21 protein-coding genes are annotated in these 22,037 nt (G+C 73.5%); 8 read left to right on the top strand and 13 right to left on the bottom strand.

Annotation, left to right across the window (positions count from 1 at the left end; translation table 11 throughout):
- From ACZ6TB_RS26245 to trpC, 5 genes are all read right to left on the bottom strand, one after another.
- Window positions 1-342, bottom strand: a 342-nt coding sequence (locus ACZ6TB_RS26245) for an FAD-dependent oxidoreductase (protein ID WP_465557986.1), incomplete at its 3' end; no start/stop codon positions are given.
- 12 nt (window positions 343-354) lie between these two features.
- Window positions 355-1,509: a prolipoprotein diacylglyceryl transferase gene (gene lgt, locus ACZ6TB_RS26250; RefSeq protein WP_465557988.1), complete on the bottom strand. Its 1,155-nt coding sequence runs from the start codon at window positions 1,507-1,509 to the stop codon at window positions 355-357.
- A 74-nt stretch (window positions 1,510-1,583) separates the two neighbouring features.
- Window positions 1,584-2,387: a tryptophan synthase subunit alpha gene (gene trpA / locus ACZ6TB_RS26255; protein ID WP_465557990.1), complete on the bottom strand. Its 804-nt coding sequence runs from the start codon at window positions 2,385-2,387 to the stop codon at window positions 1,584-1,586.
- Window positions 2,384-3,628 (bottom strand): tryptophan synthase subunit beta, encoded by a 1,245-nt coding sequence (gene trpB, locus ACZ6TB_RS26260; protein ID WP_465557992.1) that lies wholly within the window; start codon window positions 3,626-3,628, stop codon window positions 2,384-2,386. Before trpB ends, trpA begins: the two co-directional genes overlap by 4 nt.
- The gene (gene trpC, locus ACZ6TB_RS26265) at window positions 3,625-4,428 is read right to left on the bottom strand and encodes an indole-3-glycerol phosphate synthase TrpC (RefSeq protein WP_465558608.1); all 804 of its coding nucleotides are present in this window, start codon (window positions 4,426-4,428) and stop codon (window positions 3,625-3,627) included. Before trpC ends, trpB begins: the two co-directional genes overlap by 4 nt.
- A gap of 326 nt (window positions 4,429-4,754) precedes the next feature.
- Between trpC and ACZ6TB_RS26270 the strand changes: the two genes are divergently transcribed.
- Window positions 4,755-5,045: a hypothetical protein gene (locus tag ACZ6TB_RS26270; protein ID WP_465557994.1), complete on the top strand. Its 291-nt coding sequence runs from the start codon at window positions 4,755-4,757 to the stop codon at window positions 5,043-5,045.
- A 6-nt stretch (window positions 5,046-5,051) separates the two neighbouring features.
- On the opposite strand, the gene ACZ6TB_RS26275 is transcribed toward ACZ6TB_RS26270, so the two are convergent.
- The 4 genes from ACZ6TB_RS26275 to hisI form a co-directional block, all read right to left on the bottom strand.
- Window positions 5,052-5,822, bottom strand: coding sequence for a hypothetical protein (locus tag ACZ6TB_RS26275; RefSeq protein WP_465557996.1), 771 nt, complete (start codon window positions 5,820-5,822; stop codon window positions 5,052-5,054).
- 283 nt (window positions 5,823-6,105) lie between these two features.
- Window positions 6,106-6,834, bottom strand: a complete 729-nt coding sequence (locus ACZ6TB_RS26280) for a Trp biosynthesis-associated membrane protein (protein ID WP_465557998.1) — start codon at window positions 6,832-6,834, stop codon at window positions 6,106-6,108.
- Entirely contained in the window at window positions 6,831-8,363 is a 1,533-nt protein-coding gene (locus ACZ6TB_RS26285) for an anthranilate synthase component I (RefSeq protein WP_465558000.1), read from the bottom strand. The genes ACZ6TB_RS26280 and ACZ6TB_RS26285 overlap by 4 nt, the downstream gene beginning before the upstream one ends.
- Entirely contained in the window at window positions 8,360-8,722 is a 363-nt protein-coding gene (gene hisI / locus ACZ6TB_RS26290) for a phosphoribosyl-AMP cyclohydrolase (protein WP_465558002.1), read from the bottom strand. The genes ACZ6TB_RS26285 and hisI overlap by 4 nt, the downstream gene beginning before the upstream one ends.
- Window positions 8,723-8,957: 235 nt before the next feature.
- Here hisI and ACZ6TB_RS26295 point away from each other — a divergent pair, with 235 nt between their 5' ends.
- The 4 genes from ACZ6TB_RS26295 to ACZ6TB_RS26310 all read left to right on the top strand — a co-directional run bounded on the left by ACZ6TB_RS26295 (window position 8,958) and on the right by ACZ6TB_RS26310 (window position 13,430).
- Entirely contained in the window at window positions 8,958-11,225 is a 2,268-nt protein-coding gene (locus ACZ6TB_RS26295) for a hypothetical protein (RefSeq protein ID WP_465558004.1), read from the top strand.
- A gap of 125 nt (window positions 11,226-11,350) precedes the next feature.
- Window positions 11,351-12,079, top strand: coding sequence for an ABC transporter ATP-binding protein (locus ACZ6TB_RS26300; RefSeq protein ID WP_465558006.1), 729 nt, complete (start codon window positions 11,351-11,353; stop codon window positions 12,077-12,079).
- Entirely contained in the window at window positions 12,076-12,813 is a 738-nt protein-coding gene (locus ACZ6TB_RS26305; protein WP_465558008.1) for an ABC transporter permease, read from the top strand. The genes ACZ6TB_RS26300 and ACZ6TB_RS26305 overlap by 4 nt, the downstream gene beginning before the upstream one ends.
- Before the next feature lie 8 nt (window positions 12,814-12,821).
- Window positions 12,822-13,430: a TetR/AcrR family transcriptional regulator gene (locus ACZ6TB_RS26310; protein WP_465558610.1), complete on the top strand. Its 609-nt coding sequence runs from the start codon at window positions 12,822-12,824 to the stop codon at window positions 13,428-13,430.
- On the opposite strand, the gene ACZ6TB_RS26315 is transcribed toward ACZ6TB_RS26310, so the two are convergent.
- Window positions 13,427-14,152 (bottom strand): DUF2470 domain-containing protein, encoded by a 726-nt coding sequence (locus ACZ6TB_RS26315; protein ID WP_465558010.1) that lies wholly within the window; start codon window positions 14,150-14,152, stop codon window positions 13,427-13,429. The two genes, ACZ6TB_RS26310 and ACZ6TB_RS26315, sit on opposite strands and share 4 nt — an antisense overlap.
- Window positions 14,153-14,245: 93 nt before the next feature.
- On the opposite strand from ACZ6TB_RS26315, the gene rpsD reads away from it, so the two are divergent.
- The gene (rpsD, locus tag ACZ6TB_RS26320) at window positions 14,246-14,854 is read left to right on the top strand and encodes a 30S ribosomal protein S4 (RefSeq protein ID WP_465558012.1); all 609 of its coding nucleotides are present in this window, start codon (window positions 14,246-14,248) and stop codon (window positions 14,852-14,854) included.
- On the opposite strand, the gene ACZ6TB_RS26325 is transcribed toward rpsD, so the two are convergent.
- Together ACZ6TB_RS26325 and ACZ6TB_RS26330 are read right to left on the bottom strand one after the other, a co-directional pair.
- Entirely contained in the window at window positions 14,855-16,627 is a 1,773-nt protein-coding gene (locus ACZ6TB_RS26325; RefSeq protein ID WP_465558014.1) for an ABC transporter ATP-binding protein, read from the bottom strand.
- Window positions 16,624-18,366, bottom strand: a complete 1,743-nt coding sequence (locus ACZ6TB_RS26330; RefSeq protein WP_465558016.1) for an ABC transporter ATP-binding protein — start codon at window positions 18,364-18,366, stop codon at window positions 16,624-16,626. Before ACZ6TB_RS26330 ends, ACZ6TB_RS26325 begins: the two co-directional genes overlap by 4 nt.
- Window positions 18,367-18,523: 157 nt before the next feature.
- Here ACZ6TB_RS26330 and ACZ6TB_RS26335 point away from each other — a divergent pair, with 157 nt between their 5' ends.
- On the top strand, window positions 18,524-19,156 hold the full coding sequence (locus ACZ6TB_RS26335) for a TIGR03085 family metal-binding protein (protein ID WP_465558018.1): 633 nt from the start codon (window positions 18,524-18,526) through the stop codon (window positions 19,154-19,156).
- Between the two features lie 66 nt (window positions 19,157-19,222).
- Window positions 19,223-20,506: an APC family permease gene (locus ACZ6TB_RS26340; RefSeq protein ID WP_465558020.1), complete on the top strand. Its 1,284-nt coding sequence runs from the start codon at window positions 19,223-19,225 to the stop codon at window positions 20,504-20,506.
- Here ACZ6TB_RS26340 and pdxR read toward each other — a convergent pair.
- Complete coding sequence (gene pdxR, locus ACZ6TB_RS26345; protein ID WP_465558022.1) at window positions 20,398-21,798, bottom strand: MocR-like pyridoxine biosynthesis transcription factor PdxR; 1,401 nt, start codon at window positions 21,796-21,798, stop codon at window positions 20,398-20,400. The genes ACZ6TB_RS26340 and pdxR overlap by 109 nt on opposite strands.
- Between the last annotated feature and the right edge of the window lie 239 nt (window positions 21,799-22,037).

The raw sequence follows: 22,037 nt of genomic DNA on the forward strand, positions 1-22,037 counted from the left end.
CCAACCCCCCGCCCCCCCCCTCACCCCCCCCCCCCCCCCCCCCACTCCCCCCCCCCCCCCCCCCCCCCCCCCCCCGCCCCGGGATCGGGGCGCGACCAGCCACTGGCCGTCCGGGCGGCGCACCCCGCCGTCGGGCAGCGGGGCGGCGATCGCCGACCAGCCGCCGTCCGGGTCGAGCGACTCGAGGGCGCGCCGGCCGTTCGACCACAGCACCAGGGCGGTCGGCGGCGCGGCGACCCGCTCACCGCGCTCGAGCAGGATCACCTGCCAGCCGGCGCGCGACAGGGCGCCGGCGGTGGCCAGACCGGCCATCCCCGCGCCCACCACCACCGCCGTGCGCACGACGACCGCGCGTCAGTTCTCGTCGGCCGGGCGGGAAGCCTTGTCCACATCGGTGTCGGCGCCGGTGACGCCGTCCGGCCCGTTCGCCGCCTGGGCGCCGGTCGCCAGCACGGCCTCGGTCTTGCCGGCCGGGCCCGCCGGGTCGGTGTCGTCCGGATGGCCGCCGGCCGCGATCTCCTCGGCCCGGTCGGACTCGGTCTCGGGTGGCAGGTAGCCGTTGCGGTTGTACTCCTCGAAGCGGTGCTCGCTGACCACCTGGTAACCCTTGGGAGCGCGGCGCGGCTCGGCGGCCTCGGCGTCCGGGTCGGGCTTGGTGGTGGGCGCGTCGTCGGGCACCACGTACGCCCGGGGGCCGCTCACGATCACGAAGTAGGCGAGCGCGCCGAGGAACACCACGATCGCCGTGAACACGTTGAGCCGGATGCCGAAGACCTTGTTGGCCTCGTCGATGCGCAGCATCTCGATCCAGAAGCGGCCCGCCGTGTACGCCATCACGTACAGCGCGAACGCCCGGCCCCGGCCGAACTTGAACTTGCGGTCGAGCGCCCAGACCAGCGCCGCGACGCCGAGGTCCCAGACCGCCTCGTAAAGGAAGGTGGGCTGGTAGAGCCCGGCCTTGGTCACCGGCTCGCCGTCGATCACCAGCGCGTGACCCGGGTTGTTCTGGTCCATGTCGTGCACGCGCAGGCCCCACGGCAGCGTGGTGGCCTTGCCGTAGAGCTCGTTGTTGAACCAGTTGCCGAACCGGCCGATCGCCTGCGCCACCGGCAGGCCCGGCGCCAGCGAGTCGGCGAAGACCGCGAGCGGCAGGCCGAGCTGGCGGGACGCGATCCAGGCGCCGAGCGCGCCGCCGGCCACCGCGCCCCAGATGCCGAGGCCGCCCTCCCAGATGTACAGGGCCTGGATCGGGTGGCCGCCCGAGCCGAAGTAGTCCTGCGGGGAGGTGATCAGGTGGTAGACGCGAGCCCCGATGATGCCGAACGGCACCGCCCACACCGCCATGTCGAGCGAGGCCCACGGCGCCACACCGCGATGCCGCAGCCGGTACTCCATGATCAGCACGGCGGCGACGATGCCCAGCACGATGCAGATCGCGTAGGCCCGGACGGGCAGGCCGAGCACATGCCAGACGGACGTCGTCGGACTCGGGATCGCGGCAAGTATCACGGGTGCACACGCTACCGTCGCGACGCCCGCGGCGGTTGCTCAGGGCAGGCCTACTTTTGCGCCTTGCGCACGCCTCAGGCGTGCACCCCGCGGACGCCCTCGGCCAGCTCCGTGCTGAGCGCCCGCAGCCGGGCCTGGCCGGTCGCCTTGTCGGGCGCCTCGAGCACGCAGCGGATCAGCGCCGAGCCCACGATCACCCCGTCGGCGAACGCCGCCACCTCGGCCGCCTGCGCGCCGTTGCCGACGCCCAGGCCCACCCCGACCGGCATGTCCCGGTCGGCCGCGCGCACCCGGGCGACCAGGTCGGGGGCCTGCCGCGACACCGACGTGCGGGCGCCGGTGACGCCCATCAGCGCGGTGGCGTAGACGAAGCCGCGGCAGTTGGCCACGGTCATCTCGATCCGCTCGTCGGTCGAGGACGGCGACACCAGGAACGTCCGGTCGATCCGGTGCTCGTCGGACGCGGCGATCCACTCCTGCGCCTCGTCCGGGATCAGGTCGGGCGTGATCATCCCGGTGGCGCCGGCCGCGGCCAGGTCCCGGGCGAACGCGTTCACGCCGTACTTCTCGATCGGGTTCCAGTAGGTCATCAGCACGACGGACGCGCCGGCCCGGGCCACCGACTCGATGATGTGCAGCGTGTCGCGGGTGCGGACGCCGGCCGCCAGGGCGATGTCGCTCGCCTTCTGGATCACCGGGCCGTCCATGACCGGGTCCGAGTAGGGCAGCTCGACCTCGATCACGTCGCAGCCGGCCTCGTGCATCGCGATCATCGAGGCGATGCTGTCGTCGACGGTCGGGAAGCCGGCCGGCATGCATCCGACGAGGATGGCGCGGTTCTCCGCCCTCGCCTTGTGGAAGACGTCGGAAATGCTCACTCCTGCTCCCCGGGGACCAGCGTCTCGACCGGGTCGAGGATGCCGAAGTAGGCGCCGGCGGTGTGCACGTCCTTGTCACCGCGGCCGGACAGGTTGACGACGATGGTCGGCGTGCGGCCGAGCTCGGCGGTCAGCTCCGGCACGATCCGCAGGGCGCCCGCGACGGCGTGCGCGCTCTCGATCGCCGGGATGATGCCCTCGGTGCGGCACAGCAGCTGGAACGCGGTCATCGCCTCGGCGTCGGTCACCGGCTCGTACGTGGCCCGGCCGGTGTCGTTGAGCCACGCGTGCTCGGGACCGACGCCCGGGTAGTCCAGCCCGGCGGAGATCGAGTGGGACTCCACCGTCTGGCCGTCGTCGTCCTGCAACACGTACGTCCGGGCGCCGTGCAGCACCCCCGACGAGCCGCCGGTGATCGACGCGGCGTGCCGGCCGGTCTCGACGCCGTCGCCGCCCGCCTCGAAGCCGTAGAGGCGCACGTCCTCGTCGTCCACGAAGGCGTGGAAGATGCCGATCGCGTTGGACCCGCCGCCGACGCACGCCGCGACCGCGTCGGGCAGCCGGCCGAGCTGGGCCAGGCACTGCTCGCGGGCCTCGATGCCGATCCCGCCCACGAAGTCGCGGACGATCTCGGGGAACGGGTGCGGGCCGGCCGCCGTGCCGAGCAGGTAGTGCGTGTCGTCGACGGTGGCCACCCAGTCGCGCAGCGCCTCGTTCAGCGCGTCCTTGAGCGTGCGCGAGCCGTTCGTCACCGGGATCACGGTGGCGCCGAGCATCCGCATGCGGGCCACGTTCAGCGCCTGCCGCTCGGTGTCCATCTCGCCCATGTAGACGACGCACTCGAGGTCGAGCAGGGCGGCCGCGGTCGCGCTGGCCACGCCGTGCTGGCCGGCGCCGGTCTCGGCGATCACCCGCGGCTTGCCCATCCGCTTGGCCAGCAGGGCCTGGCCCAGCACGTTGCGCACCTTGTGGGCGCCGGTGTGGTTGAGGTCCTCCCGCTTGAGCAGGATCTCGGCGCCCGCGCTCCGGCTCAGCCGCTCGGCCCGGTAGAGCAGCGACGGGACGCCGGCATAGTTCTTCAGCAGATCGGCGAACTCTCGCTGAAACTCCGGATCGGTCTTGGCCGACCGGTAGGCGGCGTCGAGCTCGTCGAGCGCCCGGACCAGGGCCTCGGGGACGAACCGGCCGCCGTACCGGCCGAAATGTCCGGACAGGTCGGGCAGGGCGGGCGTCGTGGTCATCGTACCGGCCTCGGGGTCGCGGGATGGTTGCCGGCGTTGACCAGCTCGGCCACCGCGTCGCGCGGCGACTTCTGGGTGACCAGACCCTCGCCCACCAGCACCGCGTCGGCGCCGGCCGACGCGTACCGGATCAGGTCGTGCGGACCCCGCACGCCGGACTCCGCGATCTTCACGACGTTGTTGGGCAGGCCGGGCGCGATGCGCTCGAACACCGACCGGTCAACCTCGAGCGTCCGCAGGTCCCGGGCGTTGACCCCGATCACCTTCGCGTTCGCCTCGAGAGCCCGATCGGCCTCCTCCTCGTTGTGCACCTCGACCAGCGCGGTCATGCCCAGCGACTCGATCCGCTCGAGGAGGCCCATGAGAACGTTCTGCTCGAGCGCCGCCACGATCAGCAGCACCAGGTCGGCGCCGTGCGCGCGAGCCTCGTGCACCTGATAACTGGAGACCACGAAGTCCTTGCGGAGCACCGGGATCTGCACGGACGCGCGGACGGCGGCCAGGTCGTCCAGCGACCCGCCGAACCACCGGCCCTCGGTGAGCACGCTGATGCAGCGGGCGCCACCCGCCGCGTACTCCCCCGCCAGATCGGCCGGGTCGGGGATGTCGGCGATCGCGCCCTTCGACGGCGACGACCGCTTGACCTCGGCAATCACCGCTACGCCCGGCTTACGCAGCGCCGCGTAAGCGTCGATGGCCGGCGGCGCCGCCGCGGCCGCCTCCCGAACCTGCTCCAGCGGCACTCGCTCCTGCCGGGCCGCCACGTCCTCGCGCACTCCGGCGAGAATCTCCTCCAGCACGTTCTGCGGCCCGCCAGTGCCCGCTTCCGCCTGCTGATCGGATGTCACTAACGACTCCCCTCTCCGGGTGTCCTCCGCCCGATGCTAGGAGGTGGCGGTCGTCGGCAAGCCCCCGGGGTATGGCGCGCCTCACGAGGTGGGCTGCGGCATAATGCGGCCTGCTTGCGCATCGTGTCACGTCAGTCACAGCCGACCCAGGGCCCTGTGCTGCGACAACTCATCTGATCGGTGGATGCCGCGGCGCGTTGACGCCGCCGACATGGCGGGGAAACAAGCCTCGGCCATCCTGAGAACAGGGCACACTAGTTCCCGGCGTTCTCCTGGCAATGAAGATCTACGTGGAGTTGACCGTGGCCGATATGCAGCACACCCCGACGCAGCCGGCGGGCCTCGCGTCCGTCTCGCGCGCCTTCGTGTCCGCCGCCGCCGACCTGGTGACCAACGTCCAGCGCGCCGTGGTCGGCCCCGAGAACATCCGCACGGCCCGCGACAACGCCTGGGACGCGATGCTCGCCGACCAGGCCCGCAACCAGGCCCGCGCCGACGTGGCCCGCGAGGTGGCCCGCCAGGTGGCGGCCCGTCGCCGCTCGGCCCGGACTCTGGTGCAGGCTCGCTGAGTTCGGTCAGGCGCTGTCGTAGCGGTAGTCGAACGGCCGCTCCGGGCAGTCCACGCACACGAAGAGATAAACGCCACCGACGTCACCGAGCATCAGGCCGGCCGGGTTCTGCACGGCCCGCCACGGGTGCCCGGCCGCCGCGTCGAAGCCCCACCCGTCCATCGCGGCCCGGTCCTCCACCGGAATCCAGCGCTTCTCGTCCCCCCGGCTGAACTCCCAGCCGGCGATCGTGGCCAGGTGCCGCATGCCGGCGCCGCACGCGCACACCGGCCACTCCGGGCTCTGGGTCCACCCCGGGTAGCCGCCGGCCTTGGTGCCGGAGGCGACGGCGAGGTCGGACTCGTACTCCCACCCCGTCTCGGCGGCCAGCCGGGCGCACCGCTGCTCGATCGCCAGCCAGACCGGCCCCGGCAGGTCGTCGCTGGGATATTCGGTGATCCGCTCCGGGTGCAGCACGCACGGCCCGGGTATCAGGTGCGGGTCGGACTCGGCGTCCGGGCGGGGCGCGGCCTTGATCTCGACAATCTCGTCCCGGCGGCGCCAGCGCACCTGAGGCCGCGGCGAGCCGTACGGTTCATGGTCGAACGGGCACCAAAGAACCTGAAGCAGGTCGGCGCCGTCCGGGAAGGGCAGCTCCGGAACGTCGTCCCGGAACAGCTGAAGCACCGGCACGAGCGGCGCCTCGGGCTCGACCGGCCCGTCCCAGTGATCGTCGCCGCCCGGCCCGTCGCAGAGAGGCCAGGGCTCGCCGGCCGGCCAGAGCAGCGGCCCACCCATCGAACTCTGCTGAGCGGTAGGCGCGCCGGAGCGCGGGTGCAGTCGCACAGCCGTCCGCGCGAATGGCGTCAGCTCGGGAAACTCCGCGCGCATATCGATCGGCGCCTCGGGTGTGGTTCGCACACCGCGGGATGGTACTGAGCCCGGGGGTGTCGTGTGGCCCCTGCGCGGGGCGAATTCGGCCTGGCTCTCGACCCCACCCTCGTGGGTGGGGCCGATCGAAGCAGCCGGGTACGACAAAATCGCGCGGCCGTCCACATCTCATCGGCCGCCGACCGCGCCCTCAACCCGCCGTCGGGTCGTCTCCGCGGTCGAGCGCGTCCCACGCAGCGCGGTTATCGGTGGGCGTCGTGGTCGGCTCGCGGCGGGCCTCGCCGCCGCTGCGCGACTTGCTGCCGGCCCCTGCCGCGCCGCCGCCACGCGCCTCGCCGCCGGCGCCTGCCTCGCCGCTGGCCAGGGCCTCGCTGCCGCGATGCGCCTCGGCGGTCGGTCGCGCCTCGCCCGCGGTCTCTGCGGTCGCCCCCGCCTCGCCCGCCGGCCGCGCCCCGGACTCGGCCGCTCGCGGCGGCGGGACCGGCTTGCGGTCGTACCGGGCCGACATGCGCGGCCACTGATGACCCCGCACGGCCGCGGTCACCCCGCCGGCCGCGATGATCACGCCGCCGGCGGCGCAGGCCACCGGCCAGAAGCCGCCGGCCGTGCCGGGGTCGGTGCCGGCCCGGCCGGCTATCGCTCCGATCAGGACGCCCACTCCGGCCAGGGCCAGCACCACGCCGAGCGCGCGCCGCAAGAGGCCCGCGGTGGCCAGCAGCGCGCCCGTGCCGGCCAGGGCGACCAGGGCCAGGCCGGTCACCCACGGCTCCAGGTCGGTGCCGGTGCGGGCCACGCGCAGGTCGGACATGCCGGGGCGCGGGGTCAGGTGGACCGACCAGGTGCGGGTGATCGCGTACAGCGACAGCGCCGCGCCGGTCAGGCAGGCGATCAGGGTCAGGGTGTACGAGCGGCGGCTCATCGGGCGGCGCGCAGCGTCTCGGCCGAGGCGATCGCGGCCAGCACCGCGGCCGCCTTGTTTCGGGTCTCGGTCTCCTCCGACTGCGGGTCCGAGTCGGCCACGATGCCCGCGCCCGCGCCGACGTACGCCGTGCCGTCCTTGAGCAGCGCCGTGCGGATCGCGATCGCCATGTCCATGTCGCCGGCGAAGCCGAAGTAGCCGACCGTGCCGCCGTAGAGGCCGCGCCGGGTCGGCTCGAGCGACTCGATGATCTCCATGGCGCGAACCTTGGGCGCGCCCGAGAGCGTGCCCGCCGGGAACGTCGCGGCCAGCGCGTCGAACGCCGTGCGGTCGTCGCGCAGCTCGCCGGTGACCGTCGAGACGATGTGCATGACGTGGCTGTAGCGCTCGATGCGGGCGAACTCCGGCACCTCGACCGTGCCCGGCTTGCAGACCCGGCCCAGGTCGTTGCGGCCCAAGTCGACCAGCATGACGTGCTCGGAGCGCTCCTTCGGGTCGGCCAGCAGCTCGGCGGCGAGCGCGTTGTCCTGCTCGGGGGTGGCGCCGCGCCAGCGGGTGCCGGCGATCGGATGCAGCAGCGCCCGGCGCACGCCGCCCTCGTCGGCGCTGACCTTCAGGTGGGCCTCGGGGGACGAGCCCACGATGTCAAAATCATCGAAGCGCAACAGATACATGTACGGGCTGGGGTTCGTCGCCCGGAGCACCCGGTACACGTCGAGCGAGTTCGCATCTGTCGGCCGCTCGAACCGCTGGGCCACGACGATCTGGAAGCACTCGCCGGCCCGGATCGCCTCCTTGGCCTCCTCGACCGCCTTCTGATATTCACCCGGCGCCGTACGGCTGACCGGCTCGCCCGCGGGACGACGGTCCACCGTGGAGATCATCGGAGGCGTCGGGCGGGAGAGCGCGGTGGTCATCGCGTCCAGCCGGCCGACCGCATTGTGGTACGCCGCGAGCCGCTCGCGATCGTCGGCGCCCTCGGACAGCACCGCGTTGGCGACCAGGATCGCCGAGCCGTCGTAGTGGTCGAGCACCACCAGGTCGGTCGCCAGCATCATGCCCAGCTCGGGCAGCGCCAGGTCGTCGGTGGTCGTCGCCGGCAGCCGCTCGAACCGCCGCACCAGGTCGTAGCTCAGGTAGCCGACCATGCCGCCGGTCAGCGGGGGCAGGCCCGCCTCGGCCGGCCCGTCGGCGAGGGCCGCGACCGTGGCCCGCAGCACGGTGACCGGGTCGCCGCCGGTGGGGACGCCGGCCGGCGGCACGCCCAGCCAGGCCGCCTCGCCGTCGCGCTCGACCAGGGTGGCGGCGCTGCGCACGCCGATGAACGAGTACCGCGACCAGGCCGCACCGGACGGGCCGGCGCCCTGCTCGGCCGACTCCAGCAGGAACGTGCCGGGCCCGCCGGCCAGTTTGGTGTAGACGCCGACCGGGGTCTCGCCGTCGGCGAGCAGCCGCCGGACCACCGGCACCACCCGCCGGCGCTGTCGCAGGAAGGTCGCCTCGTCGGGACGGACCGCGCCGCTGGTCATCGGCCCTCCCCGGTCACCGGCAGCTCGGTGAAGAAGCAGTCGTGCGCGCCGGTGTGGCAGGCCGCGCCGACCTGCTCGACGGTCACCAGCAGCGCGTCGCCGTCGCAGTCGAGCGCCACCGACTTCACGTACTGGAAGTGGCCCGAGGTCGCGCCCTTCACCCAGTACTCCCGGCGGCTGCGGGACCAGTACGTCGCCCGGCCGGTGGTCAGCGTGCGATGCAGCGCCTCGTCGTCCATCCACGCCAGCATGAGCACGTCGCCCGTGCCGTGCTCGCGCACGATCGCCGCGACGAGGCCGTCGTCGGTGCGCTTGAGGCGGGCCGCGATGGCCGGATCCAGGTCGGTCTTGACTGCCACGCCCCGATTCTCCACCCCGCCGCGCGACACGCCCGACAGGCCCCGCGGCCGCGCCCACGATCCGGGCGCCGGGGCCGCTCACGATCCGGGCACAGGGGATGTGCCGGGACGCCCGGTTCGGTACCGTCGTCAAGCGCCGCGCCCGGCCCAGGGCGTGGCCGCCCACCCGGCGGATGAGGGTCAGCGCAGCTCACGGGCGCGGGTGGTGCATCCTCGCGACGGGAGTCTTAAGCCCATGGAGCCGAGTTCCAACCCCGACAACTCACGGTCACCGCGCGGTCTGTCGCGCTTCTGGCCGGTTCATCGGGAGGGCGAGGACCCGTCCGCGGAGGCCCGTACGGACGACCCGGCCGTCGCCCGACCGGGTGAAACCGAGATGGTCGCGCTGGGTTCGCGCCGCGCCGACCCGCCCGGCCTGCTGGCGCACGGTGCCCAGCCGGCCGGCCCGATCGGCACGCCCGGCTTCGGCCTGACCGGCCTCCCGGGGACGCAGGGCGCGAACGGCCCGCAGGGCGCGAACGGCCCGCAGGGAATGAACGGCCCGCAAGGAGCCATCGGCGCGAACGGCCCGCAGGGAGTCGGCGCGAGCGGGCCGCAGCGCTTCGGGGGCGATCGGCCGAACGCGCCCTTCGCCTCGGCGGCCGGCGGCCCGGGCGGCGGTGGCTCGGGCGGCGGCTCGGCGGGCTCCGAGGGGCCGAAGCCGCTGGGTGGCCTCCCGCCTTCTTCACTGAATCCGGGCGGCCCGCGCGCGGCGCCGACCTCGGGGGCGCCCGGCGGTCTCGGCGCGAGCGGAAGCGGCGCGGCGGGCGGGCGCGGCGTGAGCGGCACGACCGGCCTCGGCGGCGTGAGCGGCACGAGCGGCACGACCGGCCTCGGCGGCGCGAGCGGTGCGAGCGGCGATCCGGCCGAGAGCGTGAGCGGCGTTCCGGCCAACACCGGCGGCGGGGCGGGCGGCCAGCACCAGGCGGACGAGGCGCGGGAGGGCGATCCCGATCACTCCGGCGCGTCGGAGAACGGCGAAGACGCAGCTCAGGCCGTAGAGTCCCGTCGAGCCAAGAACCCCTGGGACCGGGACACCGGCGCGTTCGGTGGTTTCGGGCTCGGTGGACGCAACGGGCGGTTCCTGTTCGGGCGCGGCGGCGACGAGCGCCGACCGGGGCTCAACGGGCACGGGGACGCGGAGCCGGGACGCAACGGTCACGGCGACGCGGAGCACGGGCTCAACGGGCACTCGAGCACGGAACTGAACGGACGGACGAGTGAGCCGGCCGACGAAGCGTCTACTGTGGATGACTCCGTGCCGGAGCCGGCGGACGCAGACGACGAGAACGGGCGTGATGACATGAACGGACGGGCCGACTCCGTTCCGATAGAGGACACGGCCGATGCCGGGGAGCGCCGCCAGGCGACCGGCTGGGCGTCCGTGCCCACCTCGACGAACCCGGTGATCACCCCGACCTCGGGCGCCCCGGTCTCGGCCGCGCCGATCTCGCCGGGGTTCAACCCGGGCGGGTTCGGCCAGCCGCCGTCGTACGTGCCCGCGCTGCCCGACCCGGCCGCCGGCCCGGTCTCCGGCGTGCCGGCCCCGCGCCTGGGCACGCCGGGCGAGCAGGCCAAGGCCGACGAGCCGCGCGCCACCGCCTCCGCGCCGGTCAAGCCGGTCACGCCGCACTCGCCGGCCGCGCCGCATTCGCCGGCCGCCCCCGGGCTCGACGGGTCCCCGCTCGGCGACTCGGCGCTGCACGGCCCGCCGCCCATGAGCAACCCGGCCCTGAACAACCCGGCCCTGAACAACCCGGCCCGGGGAAGCTCATCGCTGGGCGGCTCCGCCCTGGGAATTCCGGCGCCGGCCCTGGGCGGCTCGAGCCCGGCGCCGGACAACGCGGCCCTGGGCTACACCCCCCTGGGCGGCACCCCCCTGGGCGGCTCACCCGCGGGAATCCCGGCGCCGAGCCTCCCCTCGACCGTGACCCCGCCCACCGACCAGGTCGAGATCGCCCTGCCCGGCGCCACGCTCGGCAGCAGCGCCACCCTGGCCGGCCCGGGATCCCTGCGCACCGCCGACACCGACCGCCGCCCGTGGGAGGAGGAGAGCGTCCTCCGCCCGCCGGCCCCGCGCCGCTCGGCCAGCCTCGAGGACGCCGAGCCGGCCCGCCGCGGCCGCCGCGCCGCGCCCGACGTCGACGACGAGCCCGCGGCCGAGGAGCAGGCCCGCCCGGGCGACGTCGCGGCGGGGCACATCGCGTTCTGGGACGACGACGCGACCCGGCACTTCCGGGCGGCCTGGCACGAGGTCAAGGCCGAGTTCGTGGACGACCCGGTGCGGGCCCTGACCCGGGCGCACGACCTGCTCACCGACGCGGTCAACGAGCTCACCGAGGCGCTGCTGGCCGAGCGGGACGAGCTCGACCCGCTGCGCGGCACCGGCACCCCGGACACGGAGAGCATGCGGATGGCGATGCGCGGCTACCGGGAGTTCCTGGACCGCATCCTCGCCCTGTAACCGACCTTCCCCAAGCGCCCCGCCGGTCACCACGACCGGCGGGGCGCTTGCGTATGCCCCGGAAAAAGTTCAGATGCCGAAACCTCCTTGCCAAGGAATTCATCGTGCGTTGAAATCATCGCGTGATGAATTACGAGAGCGCGATCGAGGTAGCGAACCTGGTCGTCGAGCGAGGGCGGCGGCGGGTGCTGCGCGGGATCAGCTGTGCGATCCCGGCCGGCAGCGTCACGGGGCTGCTCGGGCCGAGCGGCAGCGGCAAGACCACGTTGATCCGGGCCGTGGTGGGTGTGCAGATCGTCAAGTCGGGCACGGTGACCGTGCTGGGCCGGGCGGCGGGAAGCGCGTCGCTGCGGCGCGAGGTGGGCTACGTGACGCAGGCGCCCAGCGTCTACGCCGATCTGACCGTGCGGGAGAACGCGCGGTACTTCGCCCGCCTTTACGGGCTGGGCGCGGCCGAGGCCGACCGGGCGATCACCGGCGTCGGGCTCGCGGACGCGAGCCACCAGCTCGTCGGCAACCTGTCCGGCGGCCAGCGCAGCCGGGCCTCGCTGGCCTGCGCGATGATCGGCACGCCGGCGCTGCTGGTGCTGGACGAGCCGACCGTGGGGCAGGACCCGGTGCTGCGGGCCGACCTCTGGGCGAAGTTCCACGAGATGGCGGCGAACGGAACGACGCTGCTGGTGTCGAGCCACGTGATGGACGAGGCCGGGCGCTGCGACCGCCTGCTGCTGATCCGCGACGGCGACCTGATCGGCGACGACACGCCGGCCGCCATCCGGGAGCGGGCCGGCACCGACGACCTCGAAGAGGCGTTCCTCCGGTTGATCCGCGAGCGGGAGCAGGTGGCGGCATGAGCGTCGGCATCACCCTGGCCACGTCCGGGCGGATCGTCCGGCAGCTGCGGCACGACCGGCGCACGGTGGCGCTGCTCATCCTCGTACCGGCGCTGCTGCTCGCTCTTCTGTATTTCATGTACGAGGACTCGGCGCCGACGTTCGACCGGGTGGCGCTGATCATGCTCGGCATCTTCCCGTTCGTGATCATGTTCCTGGTGACCAGCATCGCGATGCTTCGGGAGCGGACCAGCGGCACCCTGGAACGGCTGCTCACCACCCCGCTCGGCAAGCTCGACCTGCTGTTCGGGTACGGCCTGGCGTTCTCGGCGGCGGCCGCCGTCCAGGGCGCGGTCGCGACCGGCGTCGCGTACTGGCTGCTCGGCCTGCACACCGTCGGCAGCGCGGCGCTCGTCATGCTCATCGCGGTCGTCGACGCGGTCCTCGGCGTCGCGCTGGGCCTGCTGTGCAGCGCCTTCGCCCGGACGGAGTTCCAGGCCGTACAGTTCCTACCGGTGGTGGTCGTGCCGCAGATCCTGCTCTGCGGGTTGTTCGTCCCGCGCGAGCAGATGGCCGGCTGGCTCCAGGCGATCGCCGACGTGCTGCCGCTGACCTACGCGGTCGACGCGCTGATCGAGGTGGGCCGCTCGGCCGAGGCCACCACCACCATGTGGCGCGATCTGATCATCGTGGCCGGCGCGGCTGTCGTCGCCCTGGTCCTGGCCGCCGCGACGTTGCGGCGGCGCACACCCTAGGAGCCGTGTTGGTGAGAAGGAGCGGGCGGCGCCCCGGCAACCAGGACACGAAGGCGTCCATCCTGGAGGCCGCCCGCCGGACCTTCGCCGAGAAGGGGTACGACCAGGCGTCGATCCGCGGCATCGCGGGCGACGCCGGCGTCGACCCGGCGCTCGTGCACCACTACTTCGGCACCAAGGAGAAGCTGTTCCTGGCGGCCATGAACGCGCCGATCAACCCCGGTGAGCTGATCCCGCAGGCGCTGGCCGGGCCGCCCGAGCAGGCCGGCGAGCGGCTGGTCCGGGTGGCGGTGCAGGTGTGGGACTCGCCGGCGGGCGCGGCGGCGCTGGCGATGTTCCGGTCGGCGATCAGCAACGAGTGGACGGCGCGGCTGCTGCGCGAGTTCGTCATCACGCAGATCCTGCGCCGGGCGGTGGTCGACATCGCCGACCCGGCCGAGGCCCCGATGCGCTCGGCCCTGGTGGCGTCGCAGGTGGCGGGCACGCTGATGGCCCGCTACGTCCTCAAGCTGGAGCCGCTGGCGAGCGCCGACCCGGAGACGGTCGTGGCCGCGATCGCCCCGAACGTGCAGCGCTATCTGACCGACCCCATGCCCGAGGTGTTCAAGAAGAGCTAGCCGCCGCAGCGGTGGCAGAGCACCGGGTGCAGCAGGTGGGCCAGGTCTCGCCGGTCGGTCACCGGCCGCGGGAAGGCGAGCCGGGCCAGCTTGTCGTCGAGGCGCACCAGGAAGCCGTAGCGGTCCATCCGGACCACCTGCGGCTCGTTCTTGGGCTGGAACGTCGAGCCGAGCTGACGGCGGACGTACGCGCTCATCTCCGCGAGGTGGTGGTCGACCAGGTCGGCGATCAGGTCGAACTCGATCTGCCGCAGCGGGTCGGGACTGGCCGCCGCGAACTCCTCGGGGTCGACGTCGACCAGGTTCTCGTGGCGCTCGTACCGCACCTCGGCGACGTCCATCCGGTGCAGCACCATCGAGCCGCCGACGTCGAGCAGGTCGCCGGACGCGTCGATCTCGGCGTAGTCCAGCGCGGCCCGCTTGGCCTCGTCGCCGTCGAGCGGCTTGGCCCAGCCCGAGACCCAGACCCGGCCCAGCGCGGGCGAGCCGGCGATCGGCGGCACGTCGCTGATGTCCAGCACCATCGCGGTGTCGTCAGTGCCGGGCTGCGGCGTGACCGCCCCGGCGAACGCGCCGCCGGCGGGCGCCAGCAGCAGCACCCGGCCCTGCGTGTCGGTCACGTGCCGCACCGGGAGCGGGCCCTGTCGGCACGCGATGTGCGCGACCGCGGGGAGGTGGCCGGCAGCGAGGGTGCGGGCGACCTCGGCGTGGGTGGGCTGCATGGTGGTACCTCCGCGGGACAGGTTAGGCTTGCCTTAGTAAGGTGAGGCTAACCGTAACAGAGCCCTCGAGCGCAAGACCCTCGGAGAGACTTCATGAACAACTCCCGGCCCAAGGCCAAGCTGTCCCGTGCCCTCGGCATCCCGCTGACCCCCAAGTGCGTGAAGTACTTCGAGAAGCGGCCGTTCCCGCCGGGCGTGCACGGCCGGGCGCGGCGCAAGAGCTCGGACTACCAGGTCCGGCTGCTGGAGAAGCAGCGCCTGCGGCACCAGTACAACATCAGCGAGGCCCAGATGCGGAAGGCGTACGAGGACGCGCACCGCGCCGAGGGCAAGACCGGCGAGACCATGGTGACCCTCCTCGAGCGCCGCCTCGACGCCGTCGTCCACCGCGCCGGCCTCGCCCGCACCATCTACCAGGCCCGCCAGCTCGTCGTGCACGGCCACTTCACGGTCGACGGCAAGAAGGTCGACCGCCCGGGCTTCCGGCTCAAGCCGGGCCAGCTCGTCGAGGTCCGCGAGTCGAGCCGGCAGAAGCCGCCGTTCCAGATCGCGGCGGCCGGCGCCCACCTCGACGGCCCGACCGCGCCCTACCTGTCGACGGCTCTCGAGGAGCTGCGCACCCAGGTGCTGCGCAACCCCGAGCGCAAGGAGATCCCGGTCCGCTGCGACGAGCAGCTGGTCGTGGAGTTCTACGCCCGCTGATCAAGCGGCGGATCGGGTCTGCTCCAGCCAGGAGGCGTAGAGCTTGGCGTAGATCGAGCCCTCGTCGGCGACGAGCTGGGCATGCGGGCCGCGTTGGACGACGCGGCCCGCGTCCACGACGATCACCTCGTCGGCGGCCTGGGCGGTGGAGAGGCGGTGCGCGATCGCGACCGTGGTGCGGCCCCGGGTGACGGTGTCGAGGGCGCGCTGCAGGCGCACCTCGGTCGCCGGGTCGACGGCGCTGGTCGCCTCGTCGAGCACCAGCAGGTCGGGGTCGGCGACGTAAGCGCGTACGAGAGCCACCAGCTGCCGCTCCCCCACCGAGAGCGCCTCGCCCCGCTCGCCCACCGCGGTCTCCAGCCCGGCCGGAAGGCCGGCCGCCCAGTCGGCCAGGCCCAGCTCCTCGAACGCCGCCGCCAGCTGCTCGTCGGTGAGCGACGGCTCGGCGAACCGGACGTTCTCGGCGATCGTGGCGTCGAACAGGAAGCCGTCCTGCGGCACCATCACCACCCGCGACCGCAGCGACGAGAAGCGCACGGTCGGCAGCGGCGTGTCCGAGAGCAGGACCTCGCCGGACGCCGGATCCATCAGGCGGGTGAGCAGCTTCGCGAACGTGGTCTTGCCGCTGCCGGTCTCGCCCACCACCGCGTACTTCCGGCGCGCGTCCAGGGTCAGGTCGACGTCGGCCAGCACGATCGGGCCGCCGGGATAGCGGAACGACACGTCCCGGAAGCGCACCGACAGCGGCCCGGGCGGCAGCGGCACCCCGAGATCGTCGGGGTCGGCCACGTCCGGCCGGAGGTCGAGCACGTCGAGCACCCGGCGCCAGCCGGCCACCGCGTTCTGCGCCTCGTTGAGCATGTCGGTGGCGATCTGCACCGGCTGGATGAAGAGCGTGACCAGGAACAGGAACGCGGTCAGCTCGCCCACGCTCAGCGAGCCGTCGACGCCGAGCAGGGTGCCGATCACGACCACCGCGGCCAATGCCAGGCCGGCCCCGAGCTCGCCCGAGGAGAAGCTGGTCACGCTGGTGCGCAGGGCCTTCTGCTGGGCGACCCGGAGGCTCTCGATCGAGGTGTCCAGCCGCTGCTCGGTGCGGCCGGAGACCCCGTACGCGCGAATGACCATCGCTCCGACGACGCTCTCGGCCACCGCGCCGAGCATGACGCCGGTCCGCTCGCGGACCGAGCGGTAGACGGCGGCCAGCCGCTTCTGGAAGAGCCGGATCACCGCGACGGCCGGTCCGAAGGCGAGCAGCACGACGATCGTGAGCTGCCACGAGTACGCGAGCATGACCAGCGTGGACACCAGCAGCTGGCCCGAGGAGAGCAGCAGTTGCACGCCGCCGAACTGGAGGAACAGGGAGATCTGGTCGACGTCGCTGGTCACCCGGGACACCATCGAGCCGCGCCGCTCGGACTGCTGGTGCAGCATCGACAGGTCGTGGATGTGCCGGAACGTGCGCGAGCGCAGGGCGCCGAGCGCGGTCTCGCTGACCGTGAACAGCCGCCGGGTCATCAGGTAGCCGGCCGCCGTCGAGATCACCAGCGCCACGAAGGTGAGCGCCACGACCTTGATCACGAAACCGAGGTCGGGACCGCCGTCACCGCGGATGCCGTGGTCGATGCCCTGCTGGACGGCGATCGGCACGGCGACCCGGCCGGCCATCTGCACGAGCGCCAGCGCGATCGTCCCGGCCAGGCCGGGACGCAGCTCGGGCGAGAGCGCGAGGCCCCGCTTGACGGTGGCGAAGGTGCCTTCCGCGGTGGTCACGCCTCGACCCTTTCCTGCTCGGCTTTCTCGTACGCGGTGACGAGGTCGGCGTACCCCGGGTTGGTGGCCAGCAGATCGGCGTGCGTGCCGGTCGCCACCACCTTGCCCTGCTCGAGGTAGATGACCTCGTCGGCGAGCGCGATCGTGGCCCGCCGGTAGGCCACCACCAGGATCGAGGCGTTCGCGTCCCCGCCGCGCAGCGAGCCGAGGATGGCCGCCTCGACCCGCGGGTCGACCGCGCTGGTGGCGTCGTCGAGCACGAGCAGCCGCGGGTGGCCGGCCAGGGCCCGGGCCAGCGTGATCCGCTGGCGCTGGCCGCCGGACAGCGACGTGCCGCGCTCGCCGACCGCCGTGTCGAGGCCGTCGGGCAGCTTCGCGACGAAGCCGTCGGCCTGGGCCAGGCGCAGCGCCGCCCACGCGTCGTCGTCGGACAGGCCGTCGCGCTCGAGGGTGATGTTGCCGCGCACGGTGTCGTCGAAGACGAACGGGATCTGCGGCACCAGCGCCGACGTGCCGGCCAGCGCGGCCTCGGTCAGGCCGGGCAGCGGCTCGCCGTCGAGCGTGATCGTGCCGCCGGCCGGGTCGACCAGGCGGATCGCCAGGGACGCGATCGTCGACTTGCCCGATCCGGTCGGGCCGACCAGGGCGACCGTCTTCCCGGCCGGGACCGTGAACGAGACGTCGCGGAGCACCAGCGGGCCGTCGCCATAGCGAAAGTCGACCCCGTCGAAGCGTACGGATGCCGCCTCGTCGGTCTTTTCGAAGGTGTTCGGCCCGTAGTCCAGGTCGCCGGTCGAGGTCAGCACCGCCTGCACCCGCTCCCAGCCCGCCACCGACCGCGGCAGCTCGGCCACCACCCAGCCGATCGCCCGCACCGGGAACGCCAGCACGGTGAACAGGAACGAGACGGTGACCAGCTCGGCGACGCTGATCGCGCCGTTCTCCAGCCGCCAGGCGCCGAGCAGCAGCACCGCGAGCGTGCCCGTGCTCGGCAGGCTGTCCATCACCGGGTCGAAGAGGCCGCGCAGCCGGCCGACCGAGATCAGCGCGTCGCGCAGCTCGTCGACGTAGACGCCGAAGCGCCGCGACTCGTCCTCCTCGCGGCCCATCGTCTTGACCACCAGCGCGCCGTCGAAGCTCTCGTGCGCGACGGCGCTGACCTTGGCCCGCAACCGCTGGGCGCGGATCTGCCGCGGCGACATGTAGCGCGAGTAGACGACGTTGAGCCCGAACAGCGCCGGGAACAGGGCCACGCCGACCAGCGCCAGCACCCAGTCGGTGAGGAACAGCGCGAGCACGGCGGCGAAGACCATGACGATCGTGCCGACCGCGAACGGTAACGGGGCGATCGGCACGAACGCGGCCTCGACGTCGGAGTTCGCGTTGGACAGCAGGGTGCCGGTGGCGTGCCGCTGGTGCCAGGACGGCGGCAGTGACAGGTAGCGGCGGGTCACCGCGCGCCGGTAGCGGGCCTGGAGGCGGAACTGCATGAAGCCGGCGCCCAGCCGGCGGCCGAAGATGCTGCCCACGCGCAGCACGCTGATCCCCAGGAACACGGCCGCGACCAGGGCGAGCGTGCCGGTGGTGGCCCGGTGGTCGGCGAACGCCGGCACCACGACATGCCCGATCACGGCGCCCACCACGTACGAGTTCGCGATGATCAGCAGGCCGAACAGGCTGCTGCCCACGACCCCGATGGTGAACAGGCGCGGTTCGTCCCGGATGGCTTGCCCGAGCACTCGCAGTCCCCGTCCCAGCACGTCCCTGCTGGCCCTGCCGCCGCTCAATTTTCCGCCCGACCTGTAAGCCTGTGCCGGCGCAACCGGCCTTACCAACCCATCCTGCCGAACGCTTGGCGCCGTTTACACATGTAACAGTGTGTCTACGATCACGTGTGTGACTGCCTTTGCCCAGAGCGAGCGTCAGCAACTGGCCGACCTGCTGCTGCGGGTCGGCCCCGACCGGCCGACGCTCTGCGCCGGCTGGACCACCCATGATCTCGCCGCTCACCTGGTCGTGCGCGAGCGGCGACCCGACTCGGCGGCCGGCATCATCCTGCCGCCGCTCCGCGCGTACGGCGAGCGAATTCGGCTCGCCAAGGCCGCCCGGCCGTATCCCGAGATCGTCGACGAGATCCGCAATCCGCCGTGGTGGAGCCTGGTCAGCAACCCGCTGCTGGACGAGCTCACCAACACCGTCGAGTACTTCATCCACCACGAGGACGTGCGCCGCGGCGAGGGCGCGTGGGAGCCCCGCGACCTGGACGAGCCGCACGCCCGGGCGATCTGGCGGGCCGCGCAGTTCACCGGCAAGCTGGCCCTGCGCCGGGTGCGGATGCCGGTACGGGTGCGCGAGGCGGCCGGCTTCGGCGAGTTCGTGGTCGGCGGCGAGAGCGCGCAGGTGACCGTGATCGGGCACGCCGGCGAGCTGGCGCTGTTCCTCTCCGGCCGGCAGGGCGCCGCCCGGGCCGAGGTCACCGGCCCCGAGGACCAGGTCGCCGCCCTCAAGAAGGCGCGCCTGGCGATCTGATTGGCCCATGCCAACGGCCCGGAATTGGCCCAGACGCGGAGCCAATCCGGGCCGTAGGTTCGTCCCATGAAGCTTTCCGTGGCGCAGGGCACCGCGCTCAGCGTCGGCGCCGTCCTCGGCACCGGCGTGATCTCGATGCCCGCCCTCGCCGCCGACGTGGCCGGTCCGTCCTCGCTGGTCGCCTGGCTCGCGCTGATCGTGCTCTCGGCCCCGCTGGCCTGGACGTTCGCGGCGCTCGGCGCCCGCCACCCGGACTCGGGCGGGGTCTCGACGTACGTCCGGCTCGCCTTCGGCCCGCGGGCCGCGGCCGCCGTCGGCTGGTGCTTCTACTTCGCCGTGCCGCTCGGCGCGCCGGCCGCGGCCGCGTTCGCCGGCGGGTACGTGGCCGACGTGCTCGGCGGCGGCCGGGCCACAGTGCTCGGCACGTTCCTGGCCGTGGTCGGCACCGTCTTCGCGATGAACTGGTTCGGCCTGCGCGTCTCCGGCCGGGTCCAGCTGTGGCTGACCGGCGCGCTCGCCGCCCTGCTGGTGGTCACCGTGATCACCGCGCTGCCGCACGCCCGCTGGCACAACCTCACCCCGTTCGCGCCGCACGGCTGGACCGGGATCGGGGCGGCGGCGGCCGTGCTCGTCTGGGGCTTCGCCGGCTGGGAGGCGATCTCGTCGCTCTCCCCCGACTACCGCGACCCGCGGCGCGACGTGCCCCGGGCCACCGCCATCGCGGTCGTCGTGGTCGGCGTCCTCTACCTCGCCGTGGCGCTGACCAGCGTGCTCGTGCTCGGCCCGGCGCTCGGCGGCAGCGCGGCGCCGCTCGCCGACCTGCTCGCGGTCGGCGTCGGCGGCCCGGTGCGGGTGGTGACGGCGATCGTGGCGGTGCTGCTCACGATCGGGGCGGTCAACGCGTACCTGGCCGGCGCGTCCCGGCTCGGCGCGGCGCTGGCCCGCGACGGCGCGCTGCCCGCCCGGGTCTTCGGCACGCAGCGCAAGTCGCTGACGTTCGTGCTGTTCGCGAGCCTCGCCTCGGTGTCCCTGCCGTTCGCGCTGAAGACCTCGATGCTGCTGGTCACCGGCTGCTTCACGCTCGTCTACGTGCTCGGCACCGCGGCCGCCCTCCGGCTGCTGCCGGCCGGGCCGTCCCGGATCGGGGCCGGCGCCGCGTTCGTGGCGGTGCTCGGGCTGCTCCTGCTGACCGGGCCGCCGGCGCTGCTCAGCCTCGTGGTGGCGGCCGGGGCGATCAGCTATCAGGCGTGGCGGTCCAGGAGGCCGGCGAAGATCGCCATCCCCTCGCCGATCAGCGCGGGGTCGACGGCGCCGAACCCGAACACGAAGCCGGCGTGCGAGGTCGCATAGGCAGCCAGGTCCTCGATCGCCACTCCCCGCTTTGCCGCTGCCTTTACCACCGCCGCGGTGTCGCCCTCCCACAACGCCGTGACGTGCAGCCCCGCCGCCGACGGTATAAGCGACATTTCTGAAATGTCGCTCAAGGCGGCGGTTAGCGCGGCATGTCGCCGCGCGTACTCCTTGCCGGCGCGGCGGACGTGCCGGGCGAGCTGACCCTCGTCGATGAACCGGGCCAGGGCGGCCTGGAGCGCGGGCGGGCCGTAGCCGTCGCCGAGCTGACGAGCCGCGGCGACGGCGCCGCGCAGGCCGGGCGGCACCAGCAGGAAGCCGGTCCGGATCGACGGGATCATGCTCTTCGAGAACGTGCCGGCGTAGAGCACCCGCCCCGCCTCGTCCAGGCTGTGCAGCGGCTCGAGCGGGCGCGCCGAGAACCGGAACTCGCTGTCGTAGTCGTCCTCGACGATCGCCACCGGGCGCCGGCGGGCCCAGTCGAGCAGCTCGCGGCGCCGGGCCAGGCTCATCGGGCGGCCGAGCGGGAACTGGTGCGACGGGGTCGCGTACACGAGCCGGCACCCGGCCGGCAGCGCGGCGACCACCAGCCCCTCCTCGTCGACCGGCACCCCCGCCACCCGGCAGCCGATCGCCTCGAACAGCCGCCGCGCCGGCGGATAGCCCGGCTCCTCGACCGCCACCACGTCGCCCGGCCGCAGCAGCACCCGGGCCAGCAGGTCGAGCGCGTGCTGCGTGCCGTTGGTGACGACCACGTCGTCGGCGGAGGCCCGCACCGACCGCGCGTAGCCGAGGTAGCGGGCGATGGCCGAGCGCAGCGCGGGGTGCCCGGCCGGCGCCGGATAGGTGCCCGGCGTGTTCGCGCCCGCCCGCATCTCGGCGGTGACGAGCCGCCGCCAGGCGTCGAACGGGAACAGGGTCACGTCGGGGATGCCGGTGCGGAAGTCGTACCGCGGCTTCGGCTCGTCCCCGCTGGTCGGCGCCGGGCTGGTCGGCCAGCCGGCGCGTGGCCGCAACGGATCAGCGGCGGCCCGCGGCGCGTGCCGCCGCGCCGGCACCTCGGCGACGAACGTGCCCGAGCCGACCCGGGCCGACAGGTAGCCCTCGGCGACCAGGCGCTCGTACGCGGTGGCCACGCTGCCTCGCGAAACGCCCAGGTCGACGGCGAGCGCCCGGGTCGGCGGCAGGCGATGCCCGGCCGGCAGCCGTCCGTCCACGATCGCGTCGCGCAGCGCCCGGTAGACGAGAACGGTCTTCTCGCCGCCGCCGTCGTCGGTGATGACCAGATCCACCGACCCATTCTGATATGTCCAAACCGGTATGCAGGTCCGCCCCGACCGGCGAAATAAGCTCGTTCGCATGCGGAGCGGCGGCCGTCGCACCGACGCGCCACGAGCACGAAGACGGCCGCCGACCGACCGACGGAAGGGGAGATCGTGAAAAAGAAGGTCTCGCTGCTCTGAGCCGGCACCGTTGCGGAAATCGCGAGCAGTAAATATCTTGCGCTAGGTGACCGGGGTGCTACCGAGCG

The sequence above is a fragment of the Actinoplanes sp. NPDC051537 genome, from assembly GCF_055586105.1.

What these genes read in the sequence shown, in the direction of transcription:
- ACZ6TB_RS26285 (WP_465558000.1), bottom strand. Translation starts at nt 8,363, where the DNA reads ATGACCAGCGGCGCGGTCCGTCCCGACGAGGCGACCTTCCTGCGACAG.
- ACZ6TB_RS26275 (WP_465557996.1), bottom strand. Translation starts at nt 5,822, where the DNA reads ATGGGTGGGCCGCTGCTCTGGCCGGCCGGCGAGCCCTGGCCTCTCTGC.
- ACZ6TB_RS26305 (WP_465558008.1), top strand. Translation starts at nt 12,076, where the DNA reads ATGAGCGTCGGCATCACCCTGGCCACGTCCGGGCGGATCGTCCGGCAG.
- trpB (WP_465557992.1), bottom strand. Translation starts at nt 3,628, where the DNA reads ATGACCACGACGCCCGCCCTGCCCGACCTGTCCGGACATTTCGGCCGG.
- ACZ6TB_RS26270 (WP_465557994.1), top strand. Translation starts at nt 4,755, where the DNA reads ATGAAGATCTACGTGGAGTTGACCGTGGCCGATATGCAGCACACCCCG.
- ACZ6TB_RS26295 (WP_465558004.1), top strand. Translation starts at nt 8,958, where the DNA reads ATGGAGCCGAGTTCCAACCCCGACAACTCACGGTCACCGCGCGGTCTG.
- ACZ6TB_RS26280 (WP_465557998.1), bottom strand. Translation starts at nt 6,834, where the DNA reads ATGAGCCGCCGCTCGTACACCCTGACCCTGATCGCCTGCCTGACCGGC.
- ACZ6TB_RS26315 (WP_465558010.1), bottom strand. Translation starts at nt 14,152, where the DNA reads ATGCAGCCCACCCACGCCGAGGTCGCCCGCACCCTCGCTGCCGGCCAC.
- ACZ6TB_RS26300 (WP_465558006.1), top strand. Translation starts at nt 11,351, where the DNA reads ATGAATTACGAGAGCGCGATCGAGGTAGCGAACCTGGTCGTCGAGCGA.
- ACZ6TB_RS26340 (WP_465558020.1), top strand. Translation starts at nt 19,223, where the DNA reads ATGAAGCTTTCCGTGGCGCAGGGCACCGCGCTCAGCGTCGGCGCCGTC.
- rpsD (WP_465558012.1), top strand. Translation starts at nt 14,246, where the DNA reads ATGAACAACTCCCGGCCCAAGGCCAAGCTGTCCCGTGCCCTCGGCATC.